13 protein-coding genes are annotated in these 15722 nt (G+C 45.7%); 5 read left to right on the forward strand and 8 right to left on the reverse strand.

Going from position 1 to position 15722, the window contains the following annotated elements:
- Nucleotides 1-77: 77 nt before the first annotated feature.
- On the forward strand, nucleotides 78-1394 hold the full coding sequence (locus INR79_RS10330; protein WP_223094040.1) for a hypothetical protein: 1317 nt from the start codon (nucleotides 78-80) through the stop codon (nucleotides 1392-1394).
- A gap of 2 nt (nucleotides 1395-1396) precedes the next feature.
- On the opposite strand, the gene INR79_RS10335 is transcribed toward INR79_RS10330, so the two are convergent.
- Nucleotides 1397-2647 (reverse strand): MFS transporter, encoded by a 1251-nt coding sequence (locus INR79_RS10335; RefSeq protein WP_223094042.1) that lies wholly within the window; start codon nucleotides 2645-2647, stop codon nucleotides 1397-1399.
- Nucleotides 2648-2869: 222 nt separating this feature from the next.
- Between INR79_RS10335 and INR79_RS10340 the strand changes: the two genes are divergently transcribed.
- Nucleotides 2870-3817, forward strand: a complete 948-nt coding sequence (locus INR79_RS10340; protein ID WP_004406841.1) for a cupin-like domain-containing protein — start codon at nucleotides 2870-2872, stop codon at nucleotides 3815-3817.
- A 73-nt stretch (nucleotides 3818-3890) separates the two neighbouring features.
- Here the strand turns inward: INR79_RS10340 and INR79_RS10345 are convergent, their stop codons facing one another.
- The 3 genes from INR79_RS10345 to hrpA all read right to left on the reverse strand — a co-directional run bounded on the left by INR79_RS10345 (nucleotide 3891) and on the right by hrpA (nucleotide 9229).
- Nucleotides 3891-4370: an outer membrane beta-barrel protein gene (locus INR79_RS10345; RefSeq protein WP_022550847.1), complete on the reverse strand. Its 480-nt coding sequence runs from the start codon at nucleotides 4368-4370 to the stop codon at nucleotides 3891-3893.
- 350 nt (nucleotides 4371-4720) lie between these two features.
- On the reverse strand, nucleotides 4721-5173 hold the full coding sequence (locus INR79_RS10350; RefSeq protein ID WP_004406845.1) for an outer membrane beta-barrel protein: 453 nt from the start codon (nucleotides 5171-5173) through the stop codon (nucleotides 4721-4723).
- Between the two features lie 141 nt (nucleotides 5174-5314).
- Nucleotides 5315-9229 (reverse strand): ATP-dependent RNA helicase HrpA, encoded by a 3915-nt coding sequence (hrpA, locus tag INR79_RS10355; RefSeq protein ID WP_262415332.1) that lies wholly within the window; start codon nucleotides 9227-9229, stop codon nucleotides 5315-5317.
- Between the two features lie 370 nt (nucleotides 9230-9599).
- Between hrpA and INR79_RS10360 the strand changes: the two genes are divergently transcribed.
- Nucleotides 9600-10532 (forward strand): glycosyltransferase family 2 protein, encoded by a 933-nt coding sequence (locus INR79_RS10360; RefSeq protein WP_022606438.1) that lies wholly within the window; start codon nucleotides 9600-9602, stop codon nucleotides 10530-10532.
- Nucleotides 10533-10562: 30 nt separating this feature from the next.
- On the opposite strand, the gene INR79_RS10365 is transcribed toward INR79_RS10360, so the two are convergent.
- Entirely contained in the window at nucleotides 10563-10988 is a 426-nt protein-coding gene (locus INR79_RS10365; RefSeq protein WP_223094044.1) for a hypothetical protein, read from the reverse strand.
- A gap of 200 nt (nucleotides 10989-11188) precedes the next feature.
- On the opposite strand from INR79_RS10365, the gene INR79_RS10370 reads away from it, so the two are divergent.
- On the forward strand, nucleotides 11189-11773 hold the full coding sequence (locus tag INR79_RS10370; RefSeq protein WP_223096996.1) for an FMN-dependent NADH-azoreductase: 585 nt from the start codon (nucleotides 11189-11191) through the stop codon (nucleotides 11771-11773).
- 178 nt (nucleotides 11774-11951) lie between these two features.
- Complete coding sequence (locus tag INR79_RS10375; protein ID WP_223094046.1) at nucleotides 11952-12968, forward strand: serine hydrolase domain-containing protein; 1017 nt, start codon at nucleotides 11952-11954, stop codon at nucleotides 12966-12968.
- A gap of 69 nt (nucleotides 12969-13037) precedes the next feature.
- Here the strand turns inward: INR79_RS10375 and INR79_RS10380 are convergent, their stop codons facing one another.
- The 3 genes from INR79_RS10380 to INR79_RS10390 all read right to left on the reverse strand — a co-directional run bounded on the left by INR79_RS10380 (nucleotide 13038) and on the right by INR79_RS10390 (nucleotide 15722).
- The gene (locus tag INR79_RS10380; protein ID WP_022603553.1) at nucleotides 13038-13886 is read right to left on the reverse strand and encodes a Cof-type HAD-IIB family hydrolase; all 849 of its coding nucleotides are present in this window, start codon (nucleotides 13884-13886) and stop codon (nucleotides 13038-13040) included.
- Between the two features lie 269 nt (nucleotides 13887-14155).
- A complete protein-coding gene (araD, locus tag INR79_RS10385) occupies nucleotides 14156-14851 on the reverse strand; it encodes an L-ribulose-5-phosphate 4-epimerase (protein WP_223094048.1) in 696 nt (231 codons plus the stop codon).
- Nucleotides 14844-15722 carry an L-ribulose-5-phosphate 3-epimerase gene (locus INR79_RS10390; protein ID WP_223094050.1) on the reverse strand — a complete coding sequence of 293 codons (879 nt, stop codon included), beginning with the start codon at nucleotides 15720-15722 and terminating at the stop codon, nucleotides 14844-14846. The genes araD and INR79_RS10390 overlap by 8 nt, the downstream gene beginning before the upstream one ends.

A 15722-nucleotide genomic window follows, 5' to 3' on the forward strand; every position in this document is an offset into this window, starting at 1 on the left:
AATATTGACTTATTCATTTCATAGCTCTCACATTTGTTTTAAAAACAAAGAATTAGATTCTTTTTCTAGGGATAAATATGCAATCAAATGATTTTTGGCTCGACTACTTTGAAGAGAATCCTTTGGCAGACGACTTAGCCGATGACATTCGACTAAGTGGCGCGGACAGTCGATTTTCCCGACCCGACTGGCATTTATTGATGACCCCTGTGGTATATCCCGAGAAATCGGTTAAAAAACAGACAAAAATTCTACATGAGCTATTTAACCTGATTCGTAACCTCCCCAATATCGCTTTCGATGGAGAGATGGAGGCGTTTGCTAATGCCCTTGGCTTTTCAGATGAGAGAGTGATCTCACTGATGGAACAACTGAGAGACGTCAACGGAATCATACCTTGCAGGTGGGACATTCTGGATGACGGCAACCATTGGAAAGTTATGGAAGTCAATGTTGGCGGCGCCATAGGTGGATTTGCCTATGACGGTATACAGGCACTGTATGATCAGGCGCTTGAAAACGAAAAATACGAAGATTCAGCCATTAAAATCAACGAGTTCTGGCATTCTCCTTATTCACATATCTGCCCCGCTGTAGCTCAAAGGCTAGCGTCCCTCAATAACCCAAAACTTGTCGTTGTTGATGATTTCATTCAGTTTAAAGACAGCCCTTTAGTCGCCAACAGCGCTGCAGGTGCCCTGAGCACACATCTGGATATCGAAGTCAGCACAATCCCCCACAATGAGCTACAGAATGTGCTCGCCTCGCATACGGGTGATATTGCTGTTTTTGAAGTATTCACGCTGAGTGATATGGCAAAGGATTTGGATGGTTACTCAGGCTATTTGAATGGTCTGAAAAACGGGAAAATTCATTCGCTCATTCACCCGTTCAGTGAGCTTTACATGAGCAAAGCTGCTTTGGCAATTTTGCACCAAGATGATGTTTTAGCTTCGGTTTCTGAGCAAGAACAAAAGCTCATTGAGGCGTCTGTTCCTAAGACGTATGCCGTCGGTGAATCCAACCTGTCGCAGCTTTTAACACTCGATAAGAAGGATTGGGTACTAAAAAGCGCCATCGGCTATGGTGGACATGGTGTCACGTGCGGCTGGGAATGCGATGAAGATACTTGGCATCAAATCCTGTCAGACGCCGCTTCCCCTAACTCTTCCCTATTTATTCTGCAAAAGCGAGTGGTTGGAAAACGACACCCTGCCATATCAATGACACCGAAAGGCGTGTTTGTCGAGTCTGACGAGACTATGGTACTTGGTGTCTTCATGCTCAATGACCTATTTGGAGGAGGCTGCGTCCGTCAGTCACTTTCAGGTAAAGGCGTGATTTGCACAGCCAACCATGCAGCGTTAGGTGTCATGCGAGTTCAGAGAGACTAAAGTCAGTTTGTCGAATCCGCTGGTTCGTGAGATTCATTGAGCAACGGGCTTTTGAAAAGGAACAAAGCTCCAACTCCAATCACCACACACAGCAGCCATATGTTGATTAGCCCTACATAGGCTGCTCCAAACCCACATAGCAGTGACCCCGTCACTCCACCGACTCGCATGACCAAAGAGTTAAGAGAATCAATGGTTGAGCGAACGTTATCATCCGTCGCATGATGCAAAAGGTGGTTATAGGCAGATTTTCCTAAGTGATTGGTAAAGTCGTAGCAAATAAACAATAGAACAAACAAGATCAGATCACCGGAAAGAGCAAAAACGGTAGCGGCAATAAGACGAAACATGACGCTCACCAGCAATACTTTGCCCATTTGCTGGTTGAGTTTTTCTGTCATCCAATTGGTAAACGCCGCTGCGGCACTGCCCAAAAACATGGTCACCGCGTAAGTAAAACCATAAACCCACTCTAACGGTTGTTCACCTGCCAGATCTTCAAATCGAACTGGCCAGAATTTTTCGATGGCACTGGCAATGGGAATGGTTAAGAACATGGCAAACAGCAAACGCCACAAAACTGGGTGTTTGGCAGCGATGACTCCCGTTCGGACCTGCTTAGGTATGGTGGTAAACACATCTCGCGTAAATGGTTGAAACTCTCTCTGTTCTTTAACCCACACCAAACCAATAACAAAAACCAGAACCAGACAGATAAGACCAACACTCAAAGCAAAGTCATACAGTGTCCGATCATCATAGCCCCATTGATTACCGACAAACATGATGCCTGCGCACAGCAGAGCACCGACAGCAGCAAAGAAACTGGTTCTAACCCCTACCCTTGCAAAACCAGTTTGCAGAGTCATATCCCCTTCACTTTGATTAAAGGTTTCGACAAACCAGGCTGTAAGTGTGCCAGAGCTAATGGCTATGCTCGCTCCCCATAGAAACATGGCAATGACACCACCAGCAAAAGTAGGAAGAAGGAGGAGTGTTAAATAGGAAGAAGCACTAAAGGCAATCGAGCCAAGAAATACTTTTTTCCGACCAATCTGATCTGCCAGCCCACCAGTCGGCAATTCCAGAAGCATGACGGTAATGCCCATTGTCGCCATGATCATCCCTATTTGGGGAATAGTCATGCCGAAACTCATAAAAATAGGTGTCATAACGGGTAATACGACGAATTGAGAGACGAAAAACAGCCCCATAAAAAGACCATAGCGATGACTGAGCTGCAATCGATTCATCTGGAAATTCTTCTCCCCATAGACAATTAGAACAAAAGCAATCAAAGAAGATTGCCAGATAAGATACTGATGATAAAGAGGTTGTTTATAAGCTTATAGTCAGCCGACAAAAGAACAACGTTTTGATCACATACAAAGCAACAAAATTTATCATTTTTTATAAAAATATATAACATCATTCTGAATGCACATTTTGGGATGATCGGTCAGGGAGACTACGTAATGGAAATGGCAGATAAGGTTCAGGAAGAGCACGTTTTTAAGTTCATACCGGGCATGGACTCCGCTCCTGAAATTGAAACCGTACTTGCCAGCGAACTCACTCCCAAAGAATTCTATGATCGATACGTGTCGCAAAATCAGCCCTGCTTAATCAAAGGGGCAATCAGCCACTGGGAGGCTATGGATAAATGGCAGGATCCTGAGTATCTCAAAGAAAAAAATGGAGACAGCCCAACACCTTATTATCCTCACATGAACTATGAAAGTGCAGAGAGAATGGGAGAAGGCAGAAAAGTCGAACCTTTTCATCATGTGCTTGATTTGCTTCGTTCCGGTACTGAGGAAATACTGAGTGCGCCGTCTGTCGTATTGAGTGAAGAGCCATTTAAAGTATTGGCTCCTGATACCAACGGTTATCGATTCTTGCCCAATCCGCCTAAGCCCATTGCTTATCCCAAATCCCGAGCTTTTATGTACAAAGGTGCCGGAACAGGCTGGCATTTTCACGTAACCGATGAAACGTTAATGAGCCAGGTGATTGGAACGAAAAAAGTCGGTTTACTGCCACCTGACAAGCTAACCGATGACTTAGTATTTGATGCTTTTAAAGCCGATGCATACTTGGAAAATGGGGACTGTTTTGATCAGAGTAAGTCAAACGCAATCAAACCATTTACTGCCCTAGTTGAGCCAGGTGACGCAATGTATATCCCACCATTCTGGTGGCATGGCATAGAACCAACTGACAATGAGTTTGGAATTACCGTTGCTCAGTGCTGGCGTTCCCCTCTTCATGTGATGGGCGATCTTTCCTACCCCACAGTGAGAAAAATCTGGAAGAAAGCGTACACCGAACCGAGCAAAGTGACTTTTGCTATTACAGCGCTGGGCATTGCGAGTTTGGGAGCTCAATTGTGGCGCTGGATAACCAAACCGCTGCGGACATAGATATCGTAGATATATAGATATCAGACACAAAAAAACCTCCCATATTGGGAGGTTTTGCATTGAACCGTCTTTCTTACAAGAAGTGAATCGTCGCGTTCAGTGTGAATGAACCGATTGAACCTACATCGTTCTTGTTCACTTCAAACTGCTGGTATGAACCACCAACAGAAAGCATGTCGATAACAAAGTATTCTACGCCGACACCGTACATCATTTTAGTGCCAGAGCCTTTTTTGTTGGAACCTTTGTCCAAATCGTAGTTGTGCATGCCGCCTTTCGCGTAGATATGCAGAGGACCAAAGTCGATGCTTGGCTTTAGTGCCGCGTAAACAGAACTGCCTTCAATACCACCATCAAATTTACCGTGATTCCAGTAGCCTGCTTCTACACCGATGATAGGTAAAATACCGGTACCAACATGGAAGCTGGTTGCAGTCGCATTTTTGCTGTCCAGATCAGATTGACCTGCGTTTACACCACCATACAACCAAGAGTCTGCGTTAGCTGTTGTCGCTGCGCCCATTAATGCCAAAGCTAAAAGTGTTTTTTTCATTTCGTACAACTTTACTTCTGATCGTGTGAAACGTCCCGCTCCACGCGTTTCCAATTACAACCATGATTCATCATGAACCACGAACATACCTAAATAACCTGACGACGGTGAGATTTGCTCATACTCACCCAAGTCATTTGGGTATGATTTTCAACCATTGGAAAACTGTTGCTATTAAGGAAAACTCGAATTGTACCGAAGCGAGATTATTTTAAGGTTAACAATGCGCTTTAGCCATACTTAGATGTAAAACTTTTTAAGTTTTTTTATGCTCAAAAAGCACTTTTATTCAGACGCTCAATAAAAATGCTGGCAAACGCCAGCATTTTAGATAACAGCTCAAATTTTCTTTACAAGAAGTGGAAAGTTGCCGTCACAGTAAAGGATGTGATGTCACTGTAGTTGTCACCACGGTTAAATGACTGCCACGAACCACCAAGGGACAGATTATCCACTAAGAAATATTCCGCACCTGCACCGTACATTAAGCCAGTTCCATCACCCGCGCCATCGTTGTCCCAAGAGTGCAGACCACCTTTTGCGTAAATGTGAAGAGGACCAAAATCAATGCTTGGCTTGACTGCCGCAAACAAAGAAGTGGTATCACGACCATGGCTCCAGTAGCCAGCCTCCAAACCCAAAATCGGCAAAATACCGGTACCTACGTGGAAACCAAATGCCGTTTCTTTGTCGCCGCTGCCGAAATCAGACTGACCAAAGTTGCCGCCTGCGTAAAAAAACGAATCTGCGCTGGCTGTTGCTGCAATGCTCGCTAAACCCAGAGCCAACAATGTTTTTTTCATTTCTATTCCCTCAAATACGTGTTCAGAGAATAACAATTTATCCCCCGGTAAATTGACGTAACACATTAGAACAACGTCAGTATTTACGTCAGCTTAATTCCTTCTTGCAAAGAATAGACCATTATTATCGTTGGAATATCCTTAGCACTCAGAAATGGCATTCTTAACACGTTTATCTGACACCGGATAAGGCGTACCTAACTGTTGAGCAAAGAAACTCACTCTGAGTTCTTCAATCATCCAACGCACTTCTTTCACGTTGTCCGGGATTGCCACGCCTTTTGGAATCTTGTTCAACAGCTCTTTATAGTCGTTCGTCACTGATTCAATTTTCAGCATGTGCAATCGGTCTTTGTTTGGATCGATTGGCAGCTTTTCCATTCGACGTTCAATCGCCTTCATGTAGCGAAGAATGTCTGGCAGCTTCTTCCAACCGCACTCTGTCGCAAACCCTTTGAAAATCAAACCTTCGATTTGAGCTTTGATATCTGACAAGGCAAACGCCATAGTGAAATCGATCTTCCCTTTAAGCTTTTTGTTGATGTTGAAAGCCGTGGTCAGAATCGTTTCTACCTGCTTCGCAATGTCGACAACTGTATCGTCCAGCTCTGCGCGAACGTGTTCTTTCAGGGCTTCAAACTTGTCCGATTCCCAAACCAAACCGCCTTGCTCTTCTATCAGCTTATCGACCCCACAGGCGATGCAGTCATCAATCAGATCCAGAACCTTGCCATAAGGGTTGAAGTAAAGCCCAAGCTTAGACTTGTTTGGCAGGTTCGAGTGCAGGTATTTGATAGGCGATGGCACATTCAGTAACACCAGACGGCGCTGACCCGCCTGCATCGCAGAGATCTGCTCCTGCTCGGTTTCAAACAGCTTAATTTCAACGCTGTCTTTCGAGTCCACAATCGCTGGGTACGCTTTTACATCGTAACCACCGCGCTTCTGTTGATAGACTTTTGGCAGTTCGCCGAAGCTCCACGTATGGAGACCTTGCTGCTCGATATCGTCATCCGCCACCTTTGATAAGGTCTCTTGCACCTTATCTTTCAGGCTTTCTTTTAGCTCGTGGAGATCTTTGTTCTCTTTCAGCTTGCGGTTGCGGTGATCGACAGCACGGAACGTTACCTTTAAGTGCTCCGCTACCTGATCTAAATTCCAGTCTTCACGCAGTACTTCCACACCAGTCATTCGGCGCAGCTCTTTCTCTAGCGAATCGAGCAATGGCGCTTCCATTGGTGTTGCACGCGCCAAGAACGCGTCGGCATAGTTCGGTGCTGGCACAAAGTTTTTGCGCAAAGTTTTTGGCAATGCCTTAATCAGGCTGACGATCAATTCATGTCTTAAGCCAGGGATCTGCCAATCGAACCCGGCAGGTTCCACCTGGTTGAGAATCGGTAGCGGAACGTGAACCGTCACACCGTCGCTGTCTTCACCCGGTTCAAACTGGTAGCTCAGCTTGAGTTTCAAACCGTTCTGATGCCAGAAGTTCGGGTAATCCAGATCGGTGATGTGGCTGGCGTCCCCTTTGAAGAGCATCTCTTTTTCAAAGTTGAGCAGCTCAGCATTCTCTTGGGATGCCTTTTTCCACCAGGTATCGAAATGACGCCCCGATACCACTTCAGTGCCAACGCGTTGGTCGTAGAAGTCGTATAGCTCATCGTCATCGACCAGAATATCGCGGCGTCGGGACTTGTGCTCCAACTCCTCGACTTCCATCAGCAGTTTTCGGTTTTGCTTGAAGAAGGCGTGCTTGGTTTCCCACTCACCTTCCACTAGCGCACTACGAATAAAAATGTCTCGGCTCACCGTGCTATCAATGTTGGAATAGTTGACCAGTCGCTTAGGAACGATCGGCACTCCGTACAACATCACCTTTTCATACGCCATAACGGCGGCGCGTTTCTTAGACCAATGTGGTTCGCTGTATGTACGTTTGATCAAATGCTTGGCGAGTGGCTCAATCCACTCAGGTTGAATCTTGGCAATGATTCGCCCCCACAATTTGGACGTTTCAACCAGCTCAGCAGACATGATCCACTTAGGCTGCTTCTTGAACAGACCGGAAGCAGGGAAAATATGGAAGCGTGCGTTTCGCGCACCTTGGTAATCATTTTTCTCTTGGTCTTTCACACCAATATGAGAAAGCAAGCCCACCAATATCGCACTGTGAACGCCTTGATAACCGCCAGGCTCATCGTTCAGTTTAAAGTCCATCTCGCGCATCGCCTGATGGATCTGGAAGTACACGTCTTGCCATTCACGAACGCGTAAATAGTTTAAATAGTCTTGCTTACACTGCTTGCGGAACTGATTGCCTGATAGCGCTTTTTGTTGCTTTTGAACGTATTCCCAAAGGTTCACAAACGTCAGGAAGTCCGATTCTTCGTGGAAGAAACGGCGATGTTTATCGTCCGACGATTGCTGTTTGTCTGATGGGCGCTCACGTGGATCTTGAATCGACAACGCCGACGCAATGATCATTATCTCTTTCAGACAGCCGTATTTTGGTGCTTCTAGTACCATGCGTGCCAAACGCGGGTCGATAGGCAGTCTGGCAAGCTGACGACCAGCGGGTGTGAGGCGCTTCTTAGGATCCTTCGCTTTGTCGTTAATGGCACCCAGCTCTTCAAGCAACCTGACACCATCTTGAATGTTGCGCTTGTCTGGCGCCTCTACGAATGGGAAAGCCTGAATATCACCCAACCCGAGCGCAGTCATTTGAAGAATAACAGAGGCAAGGTTGGTTCTCAGGATTTCAGGATCGGTAAATTCCGGGCGTGATTCGAAATCTTCCTCAGAATAAAGACGAATACAGATACCCTCTTCCACACGACCACAGCGACCTTTACGCTGATTCGCACTCGCTTGAGAAACAGGCTCAATCGGCAATCGTTGCACTTTGGTTCGGTAGCTGTAACGACTGATTCTCGCCGTACCCGGATCGATAACGTATTTGATACCCGGAACCGTCAGCGATGTTTCCGCAACGTTGGTGGCAAGGACGATACGTCTGCCTGCGTGAGGCTGGAAGATTTTGTTCTGTTCACCAGCTGAAAGGCGCGCGTACAAAGGCACGATTTCTGTGTCACGAAGATTACGTTTGTTCAACGCATCGGCGGTATCACGAATTTCTCGCTCACCGTTCATGAAGATCAGGATGTCTCCTAATCCTTCGTCGCACAATTCATCGACCGCTTCGAATATGCCTTCAAGCTGGTCGCGATCATTGTCGTCATCACCAGAAAGCGGACGATAACGGGTTTCTACCGGGTAGGTACGACCAGAAACTTCAATAATGGGCGCATTGCTAAAGTGCTTAGAAAAACGCTCTGGATCGATGGTTGCCGAGGTAATGATGACTTTCAAGTCTGGGCGACGTGGAAGTAATTCCTTCAGGTAACCTAAAATAAAATCGATGTTTAAGCTGCGTTCGTGCGCTTCATCGATAATGATGGTGTCATATTGATTTAAGAAACGGTCATGCTGGATTTCCGCCAGTAATATACCGTCGGTCATCAATTTGATTTGGGTGTTATCTGAAATCTGGTCGTTAAAACGAACTTTGTAACCGACGAACTCGCCGAGCTTGGTTTCCATCTCTTCTGCAATACGGTTAGCCACCGATCGCGCTGCCAGTCGACGTGGCTGAGTATGACCAATTAATCCGAACTTTCCGCGACCAAGTTCCGCACAAATCTTCGGAAGCTGAGTTGTCTTACCTGATCCGGTTTCACCTGCCACAATCACGACTTGATGCTCTGCGATTGCCGCGGCTATGTCGTCTTTCTTCTGGCTTACAGGCAGGATTTCTGGATATTCGATGGTTGGTTGGTACGCTGAACGCTGCTCGGCGGTCATCATGGATTTTGCGATGTCCAATGCAATGTCGTCGAATGCCGCGAGTCTGGATTCTTCTTTCTTTATTTTACTTGCACCCTGAATTCGTCGTGAAAAACGAAAACGGTCTTTAATCATGCAATCTTTGAGTGCAGCTCTTAGCTTGGATGGGCTGTTTGGAACGTTGCCAGCTGCATTTTGCTGTGACGAGGTCAAAGCGATACCTTCTTATTTTTAATTCTCTCGATAAAACTGGCGCGAATTGTATCACAACTGCGCGAAAGTCACCTCATGGTGGAACCAAAGGCGATGTCAGGAAATTTTACGCAATTTCGGCTAGTTAGATCTCTTTACGCCCCCTCTAACAACAATTGTTAAATTGAAAAATACGCATGAGTAAATCTACACGCAATTTGAGATTACCCCTCGCAAAATGACAGAACGCGAGCATACTGACTTGAGTGAATATGTAATTTAGCGAGGAAAAACACGAATATTCATAGAGTTAAATTGACAGTTCACAGTTGGCTTGGATTCTGCTTAGTAAGAACTCAGTTTCCCATTTTTACAAGCAGAGGTAATCATCATGCAACCATTAGTCAGTGTCGTTATTCCTACCTATAACTGCCTTGATTATCTATCCAAAGCGATAGGCAGTGTACTTGAGCAAGATTTGGAGGAGCTTGAAATTCTGGTGATGGACGATGGTTCCACAGATGGCACTTTCGCCTGGCTAGAGAAAATCGCCGAGCAGCACCCGCAGATCGTTCCTGTCAGGCTCGATCACGTTGGTGTGGTTGCGGCGAGAAATCACGCAATCGAAATGGCTCGCTCCGAATACATCGCCTTTCTGGACGCGGATGATTACTGGCTTCCCGGAAAACTCAAGTGCCAGCTTAACTGGCACATGGCAAGTGAAGACCACGTTCTCAGCTTCACCAACTACATGCATTTCAATGAGGAAGGTAAAGAGATCATCGATTGTTTTGGCTACTGGAAAGTCTTCAATCACCTTCCGAATGCCAATCGCTTTTTCGATATCGATAATGCCGGAGACGAAATTCTGGCGACCAATATGATAGGCACTTCTACGGTTGTTGCCAGACGAGACGCCCTTCTTAAAGTCGGAGGTTTTAGCAGTGAACTGAAATCGGCCAGCGATTGGGATATGTGGCTGAAACTGGCGCAGTGCGGGAAAGTATCGGCGAATCCAAGAATTCAGATGCAATATTTGATGAGAGCCGGATCCATAACATCAAACCGCCTGAATCGACTCGAAGCAATGCGCCGTATAATCACTGGCTACATAAACCGTTATCCAGCCTCTGACAAAGCATGTGAGCTTGCGTGGTCACGGCTTGAGGAAGGTTACGCGGAGTATCACCGCGAACAGGGAGAGGCCAAAAAGGCATTGCGTTGGGATTGGGTATCATTAAGACGAGCACCAGAATTCCGTAAGCTCAAGCACTTAAGCCGAGATTTGTACTACTTGATGCGCTCTCCTTCTAGAGCGAACTGAGTGGCTAAGCCAGACAGTTGACCACCTAAATCACGACAAATCAGGAAATGGCAACTCGTCTGGTTCAACGAACTGTGTTCTTGCCTGGTCTGAAAATAGCGTCGCTTTGGCGTAATGGTGCGACAGAAGATCGCTGTTTAAGAGCTCTGAATTCGCTTCAATAAAATGCTCGAATGAAACACAGCCTGCTGACTTTTTCATAAAGCACAGAATTGCCATGAGCCATGCTTTGGTGAGTGTTTCATGGTACTTACCTTCGGGCGCAATTTCATTGTGAGACAGCAGATTGGTCAACGAATTACGCATTCTGTCTAATGCTGACTCAAGCGACATGCCCGCTAAGTAAATGTAGCCTAGCCTAATATGCGCTTTGTGATTGAATTCTGATATCGGAAAATCACAAGATTCCACTTGCTGTAAAAAGATCTTGTCTTCCTGAGAAATGATGCTGTTCATATAACCTGCCTTTTTGCTTATTCATTTCCAGAATGCACCCTGAACCTATAGACGGGTCAATAGGTTATTCGACATTTCAGACAACAAAACTCATTCGAAAAATTTGAATGACTTAATCGTGAACAGCGTATTATCTTTGAGATTCGGTCTGCCTAGAATGACACCATCAAAACCAAAACAGATAAACAAAGGACGAAATGATGGCTCAAGTACTGATTCTTAAATCAAGCATTCTAGGTGCTCATTCTCAATCTAATGCTCTCATCAATGTGATTGCTGAAAATGCGACTGAATCAAACGTGGTTATCCGCGATCTGGCTGAAAATCCTCTCCCAATTCTTGATCACAACGTTTTGGCGGCGTTTGGCGGTGGAGAAGATCTGACTGAAGAACAGCAAGAGATTCTGGCTAAATCTGACCAGTTGATTGAAGAAATCAAGCAGTCAGACAAGCTGGTTATCGCAGCTCCGATGTACAACTTTACCGTACCCACTCAGTTAAAAAACTGGATTGATATGATTGCTCGTGCTGGCGTGACGTTCCAGTATTCGGAGAATGGTCCCGTTGGTCTGTTAACCAATGTCAAGGAAGCGACGGTTATTACAACACGTGGCGGTGTTCATAAAGACACAGAAAATGACATCGTGACAAGCTACCTGAAAACCACTCTAGGTTTCGTTGGCATCCACAATGTGAATTTTGTTTACGCTGAAGCTCTGGGTATGGGTGAAGAAATTGCCGCTAAAGGCATCGAAAGCGCAAAACAGCAACTTCCTACACTTTAATGCATTAGTTTCTTAATACACCTTGTCTCTTTGCCCACCTTATGGTGGGCTTTTTTATTTGTCTGAAAGTAATAGTTTTTTTCAGACTTAATTGCCTGTTAACCCATTTGTATTATTATCGTTCGGTAGCCTTATGACACATTCTTAAACAACACGCTTCTAAAGCTTAGGGTCTACGATGAGTTTTACTGAACAAGAAATCCATGAGATTCACAACGCTATCCAGCAATTTGACGACGACACTGAGATCGCAATGGCTAAGATTCAAAGTGATCAGGTTGCATTTTATGGTGCGAGAAACGAATCTGGAACTCCTCACGCGGTTGAAAACTTTGCGTCGGTATTCGAAATTGGTTCGATAACCAAAGTTCTGACCTGTCAATTACTTGCCAAATCCGTTCTTGCTGGTGAAATTGCGCTGGATGAAGCAATTAATCATCACATCGCAGTACCCTTCAGGAATAAACTTTCCATCACATTCAAAGAACTCGCCAGCCACACTTCTGGGCTTCCTCGTTTGCCACCCGGTTTGATTTGGGGCGCGCTTTTTAAGAATGCTAAGAACCCCTACAGAGATTACCTGGAACCCCAGCTGCTGTCTTACCTTGAGCATAAGCTCAAACTGAAAGGCAAAGGAAAATCTGTTTATTCAAATCTTGGTATGGGCTTGCTCGGCTACACGCTCAGCCAGCAATCCAATAGAACCTATGAAGACCTACTTCAAGAGTCGATTTTTAAACCCTTGGATATGCACAATTCGACGTCTCAATTGTCCTTGGTTCAGTCTAGATTAGTTCAGGGGTTAAATAGCGCCGGAAAGCCAACGCCAAATTGGGATCTCGGAGTTTTGGCTGGCGCTGGAGCGGTGCTTTCTACAGTAGAGGATTTTTCAAAATATATCTTGTGGTGCCTAAAAGAAGATAACGCCATTTTTGAACTGCAAAGACAGCCAGTCAGCACGGAGCATGGGGCGCGCATCGGTTTAGGTTGGGTAATTCTGGGGGAACCAGATGAGAAAGAACGCTATTACTTTCACAACGGTGGAACTGGTGGCTATAGCTCGTGCATGATGATTGATATTCAGGAAAAGACTGGATACGTCGCGCTATCCAACATCACGGGGCTACAAAAACGAAAAGGACCCGTGTTGGACAGACTTGTCGACACGTTAATCAAAGGTCACCCGGATTCTTAAAGTTACAAAGGCGAGTTTTTGGCTCGCCTTGTGGTGTGTGCCGCTTACACATAGCACTTAAGTAATAACCTACAGTGCAATCCGCCTGTAATTGTCTGTTTGTTGGAGCAGTTCAGTAATGATTTCTAATACTCCCCCTTCATTGTTTGTGCTTTTGGTCACTCGGTTGGATGCTTCCTGAATGGCAGGTTCAGAGTTTTTCATTGCTACACCAACTCCGGCAGTTACCAGCATCGAGAGATCGTTATAACTATCGCCCACCGCTATCACGTCGTTCCAGGTTAAGCCAAGTTTTTCAATATGAGTCGCTAAGGCAGCGCCTTTGGTGTTGCCTTTGCGTGCAAAATCAATCCGGTTGATCCATGAACGTTCACCGATAAAGTGCTGGTTTATTAACGGGTGCCCCATGAATTTTTCCATTTGCGGGCTGTTCCCTTCCACCACAAATTTCCAAACATGGTTAGCATTGTGAATAACAGCTTTGAAACTGCTGCAGGGTTTGATTTGAGGTCGGATACTGCGTTTGATGTTGTCCGCCCAAAGCTGAAGAGAACGCATGTGACCGCTCTTCGAAGATTTGTGGTACACCATCATCTCATCGACATAAACCACCAGCTCTAGCTGGTAATGCTCCGCGATAGAAAGAAATTCCAACGCTAATTCTTTGTCTATATCTGAATGGCTGAGCACTTTAGCCTGAGCGTAATCATACACGTAAGTGCCATTGCAGCAGATCGTTGGCGTGTCTAACTGCAACTGCGAGTAATAAGGCAATGCAGCCGTATGATGACGCCCGGTCACCAGCATAACGTGACAACGATTTTTCAGAACCCGAATTGCGTTGATCACACTGCTTGGTATGTCTCGCCTGTCGGTGAGCAGTGTACCATCCATATCAAGTGCCAGTAGTTTACTCATTCTCCTCTCCCTAAACTTTATCTCTTCTCCGGTATAAACATCGCAAGGTACTTGCAGTCATACCGAGAAGTATCCCCTCACCTTGGCCAAATACACGAAGTGAGTTTGATCAATATTGCGTATTGAAAAATATAGAGGTCTAAACTGAGTAACCCATATTCATACATCAACAAAGCCAGACCTATATTGAAAATTGAATCTTAAAAGTGAATCCATACCCAAGTAACCCCAAGGTGTTGGGTTCAGCGTGGATTAACTGGATCTAGTATCTATTGCCCATAATAGGCGTTTTCCCCATGTTTTCGGAGATAATGCTTATCCAGAAGCGGCTGCTGCATTGAACCGAGTTGAGGCGACAACTGACGAGAGAACAGCCCCATGTACGCCACTTCCTCCAGCACAACAGCATTGTGAACCGCACTGCTCGCGCTTGTTCCCCAGATAAAAGGACCGTGGGAATTAACCAGCACCGCTGGCATCTGATTCGGATCCAGTTGACGGCGTCCAAATGTTTCTACAATGACCTGTCCTGTTTCCCATTCATAATTCCCCGCGATTTCATCCAAAGACATCTGGCGCGTGCATGGGATTGAACCATAGAAATAATCGGCGTGGGTCGTTCCCCACGCAGGAATATCGAGACCTGCCTGCGACCAAATCGTTGCGTGGCGCGAATGCGTGTGAACAACCCCTCCAATGTCAGTGAATGCACGGTACAGGCATAGATGTGTAGGGGTGTCTGATGAAGGTTTTTTGTCACCTTCGATCACCTCTCCTGTTTCTAAATCTAGTATCACAATGTCACTGGCTTTCATGACGTCATATTCGACCCCGGAAGGTTTAATTGCGATGACGCCACGTTGACGATCAACGGCACTGACATTCCCCCATGTGAAGGTAACCAAACCGTGTTTTGGAAGCGCCAGGTTGGCTTCAAGTACCTCTTCTTTTAGTGATTTATACATTCCATCCTCCCTGTACCATCTTGTCTTCCATCCAACGTCTGGCTTTGATCAACTCCTGCACAGGCTCATCCGCTTTTTCAGTCCACATTTCTATCAGGAAACTTCCGCGGTAATTCAAACGCTTTAACGTTTTAAATGCCTGCACAAAATCCACGCAACCCTCTCCAAACGGAACATCTCTGAACTGACCCGGGCACGTATCTGTCACGGCATAGGTATCTTTAAGGTGTAATGCGGCTATCTGATCAATACCCAGTTCAAGCTCCGCCGTTACATCGTTTCCCCAGGCTGACAGATTCCCCACATCTGGGTAAACCGTAAACCAGGGAGAATTGATTTTTTCCTGCCATGCTTTCCATTTGGTAATTGAATTCATAAACGACGTGTCCATGATTTCCACCGATAACATGACCTGAGATTTCGCTGCTAAGTCGACCGCCCACTTTAGCCCTTCTTCAAATCTTGCAAGCGTTCCTTCGTCCTGTTCTTCGTAATACACGTCGTAACCGGCTAGCTGAATGGTGCGTATGCCAATGTCCTGCGCAAGAGTGATGGCTTTTTCCATGATTGAATAAGCTTGTTCTCTAATCTTTGGATCGCGGCTACCAAATGGGAACCTGCGATGCCCAGACAAACACATGGACGGAATCCGAATACCGCTTTCTATAATGGTATTGGTTAACGCTTTGCGTTCTTGTTTTGTCCAGTCTAATCGAGACAGTCTTTCGTCCGTTTCATCAACGGACATTTCAACAAAGTCGAAACCGCACGCTTTCGCTAGAGCCAGCCTTTCCGACCAGCTCAACTGTTTGGGCAGTGCCTTTTCATAGATACCTATTGGAGGTATTCCATCTAAATCATCATAATTCAT

The organism is Vibrio sp. SCSIO 43132 (assembly GCF_019904195.1).
In the GTDB taxonomy this organism is placed as follows: Bacteria; Pseudomonadota; Gammaproteobacteria; order Enterobacterales; family Vibrionaceae; genus Vibrio; species Vibrio nigripulchritudo.

What these genes read in the sequence shown, in the direction of transcription:
- INR79_RS10330 (WP_223094040.1), top strand. Translation starts at nt 78, where the DNA reads ATGCAATCAAATGATTTTTGGCTCGACTACTTTGAAGAGAATCCTTTG.
- INR79_RS10335 (WP_223094042.1), bottom strand. Translation starts at nt 2,647, where the DNA reads ATGAATCGATTGCAGCTCAGTCATCGCTATGGTCTTTTTATGGGGCTG.
- INR79_RS10340 (WP_004406841.1), top strand. Translation starts at nt 2,870, where the DNA reads ATGGAAATGGCAGATAAGGTTCAGGAAGAGCACGTTTTTAAGTTCATA.
- INR79_RS10345 (WP_022550847.1), bottom strand. Translation starts at nt 4,370, where the DNA reads ATGAAAAAAACACTTTTAGCTTTGGCATTAATGGGCGCAGCGACAACA.
- INR79_RS10350 (WP_004406845.1), bottom strand. Translation starts at nt 5,173, where the DNA reads ATGAAAAAAACATTGTTGGCTCTGGGTTTAGCGAGCATTGCAGCAACA.
- INR79_RS10360 (WP_022606438.1), top strand. Translation starts at nt 9,600, where the DNA reads ATGCAACCATTAGTCAGTGTCGTTATTCCTACCTATAACTGCCTTGAT.
- INR79_RS10365 (WP_223094044.1), bottom strand. Translation starts at nt 10,988, where the DNA reads ATGAACAGCATCATTTCTCAGGAAGACAAGATCTTTTTACAGCAAGTG.
- INR79_RS10370 (WP_223096996.1), top strand. Translation starts at nt 11,189, where the DNA reads ATGGCTCAAGTACTGATTCTTAAATCAAGCATTCTAGGTGCTCATTCT.
- INR79_RS10375 (WP_223094046.1), top strand. Translation starts at nt 11,952, where the DNA reads ATGAGTTTTACTGAACAAGAAATCCATGAGATTCACAACGCTATCCAG.
- INR79_RS10380 (WP_022603553.1), bottom strand. Translation starts at nt 13,886, where the DNA reads ATGAGTAAACTACTGGCACTTGATATGGATGGTACACTGCTCACCGAC.
- araD (WP_223094048.1), bottom strand. Translation starts at nt 14,851, where the DNA reads ATGTATAAATCACTAAAAGAAGAGGTACTTGAAGCCAACCTGGCGCTT.
- INR79_RS10390 (WP_223094050.1), bottom strand. Translation starts at nt 15,722, where the DNA reads ATGAATTATGATGATTTAGATGGAATACCTCCAATAGGTATCTATGAA.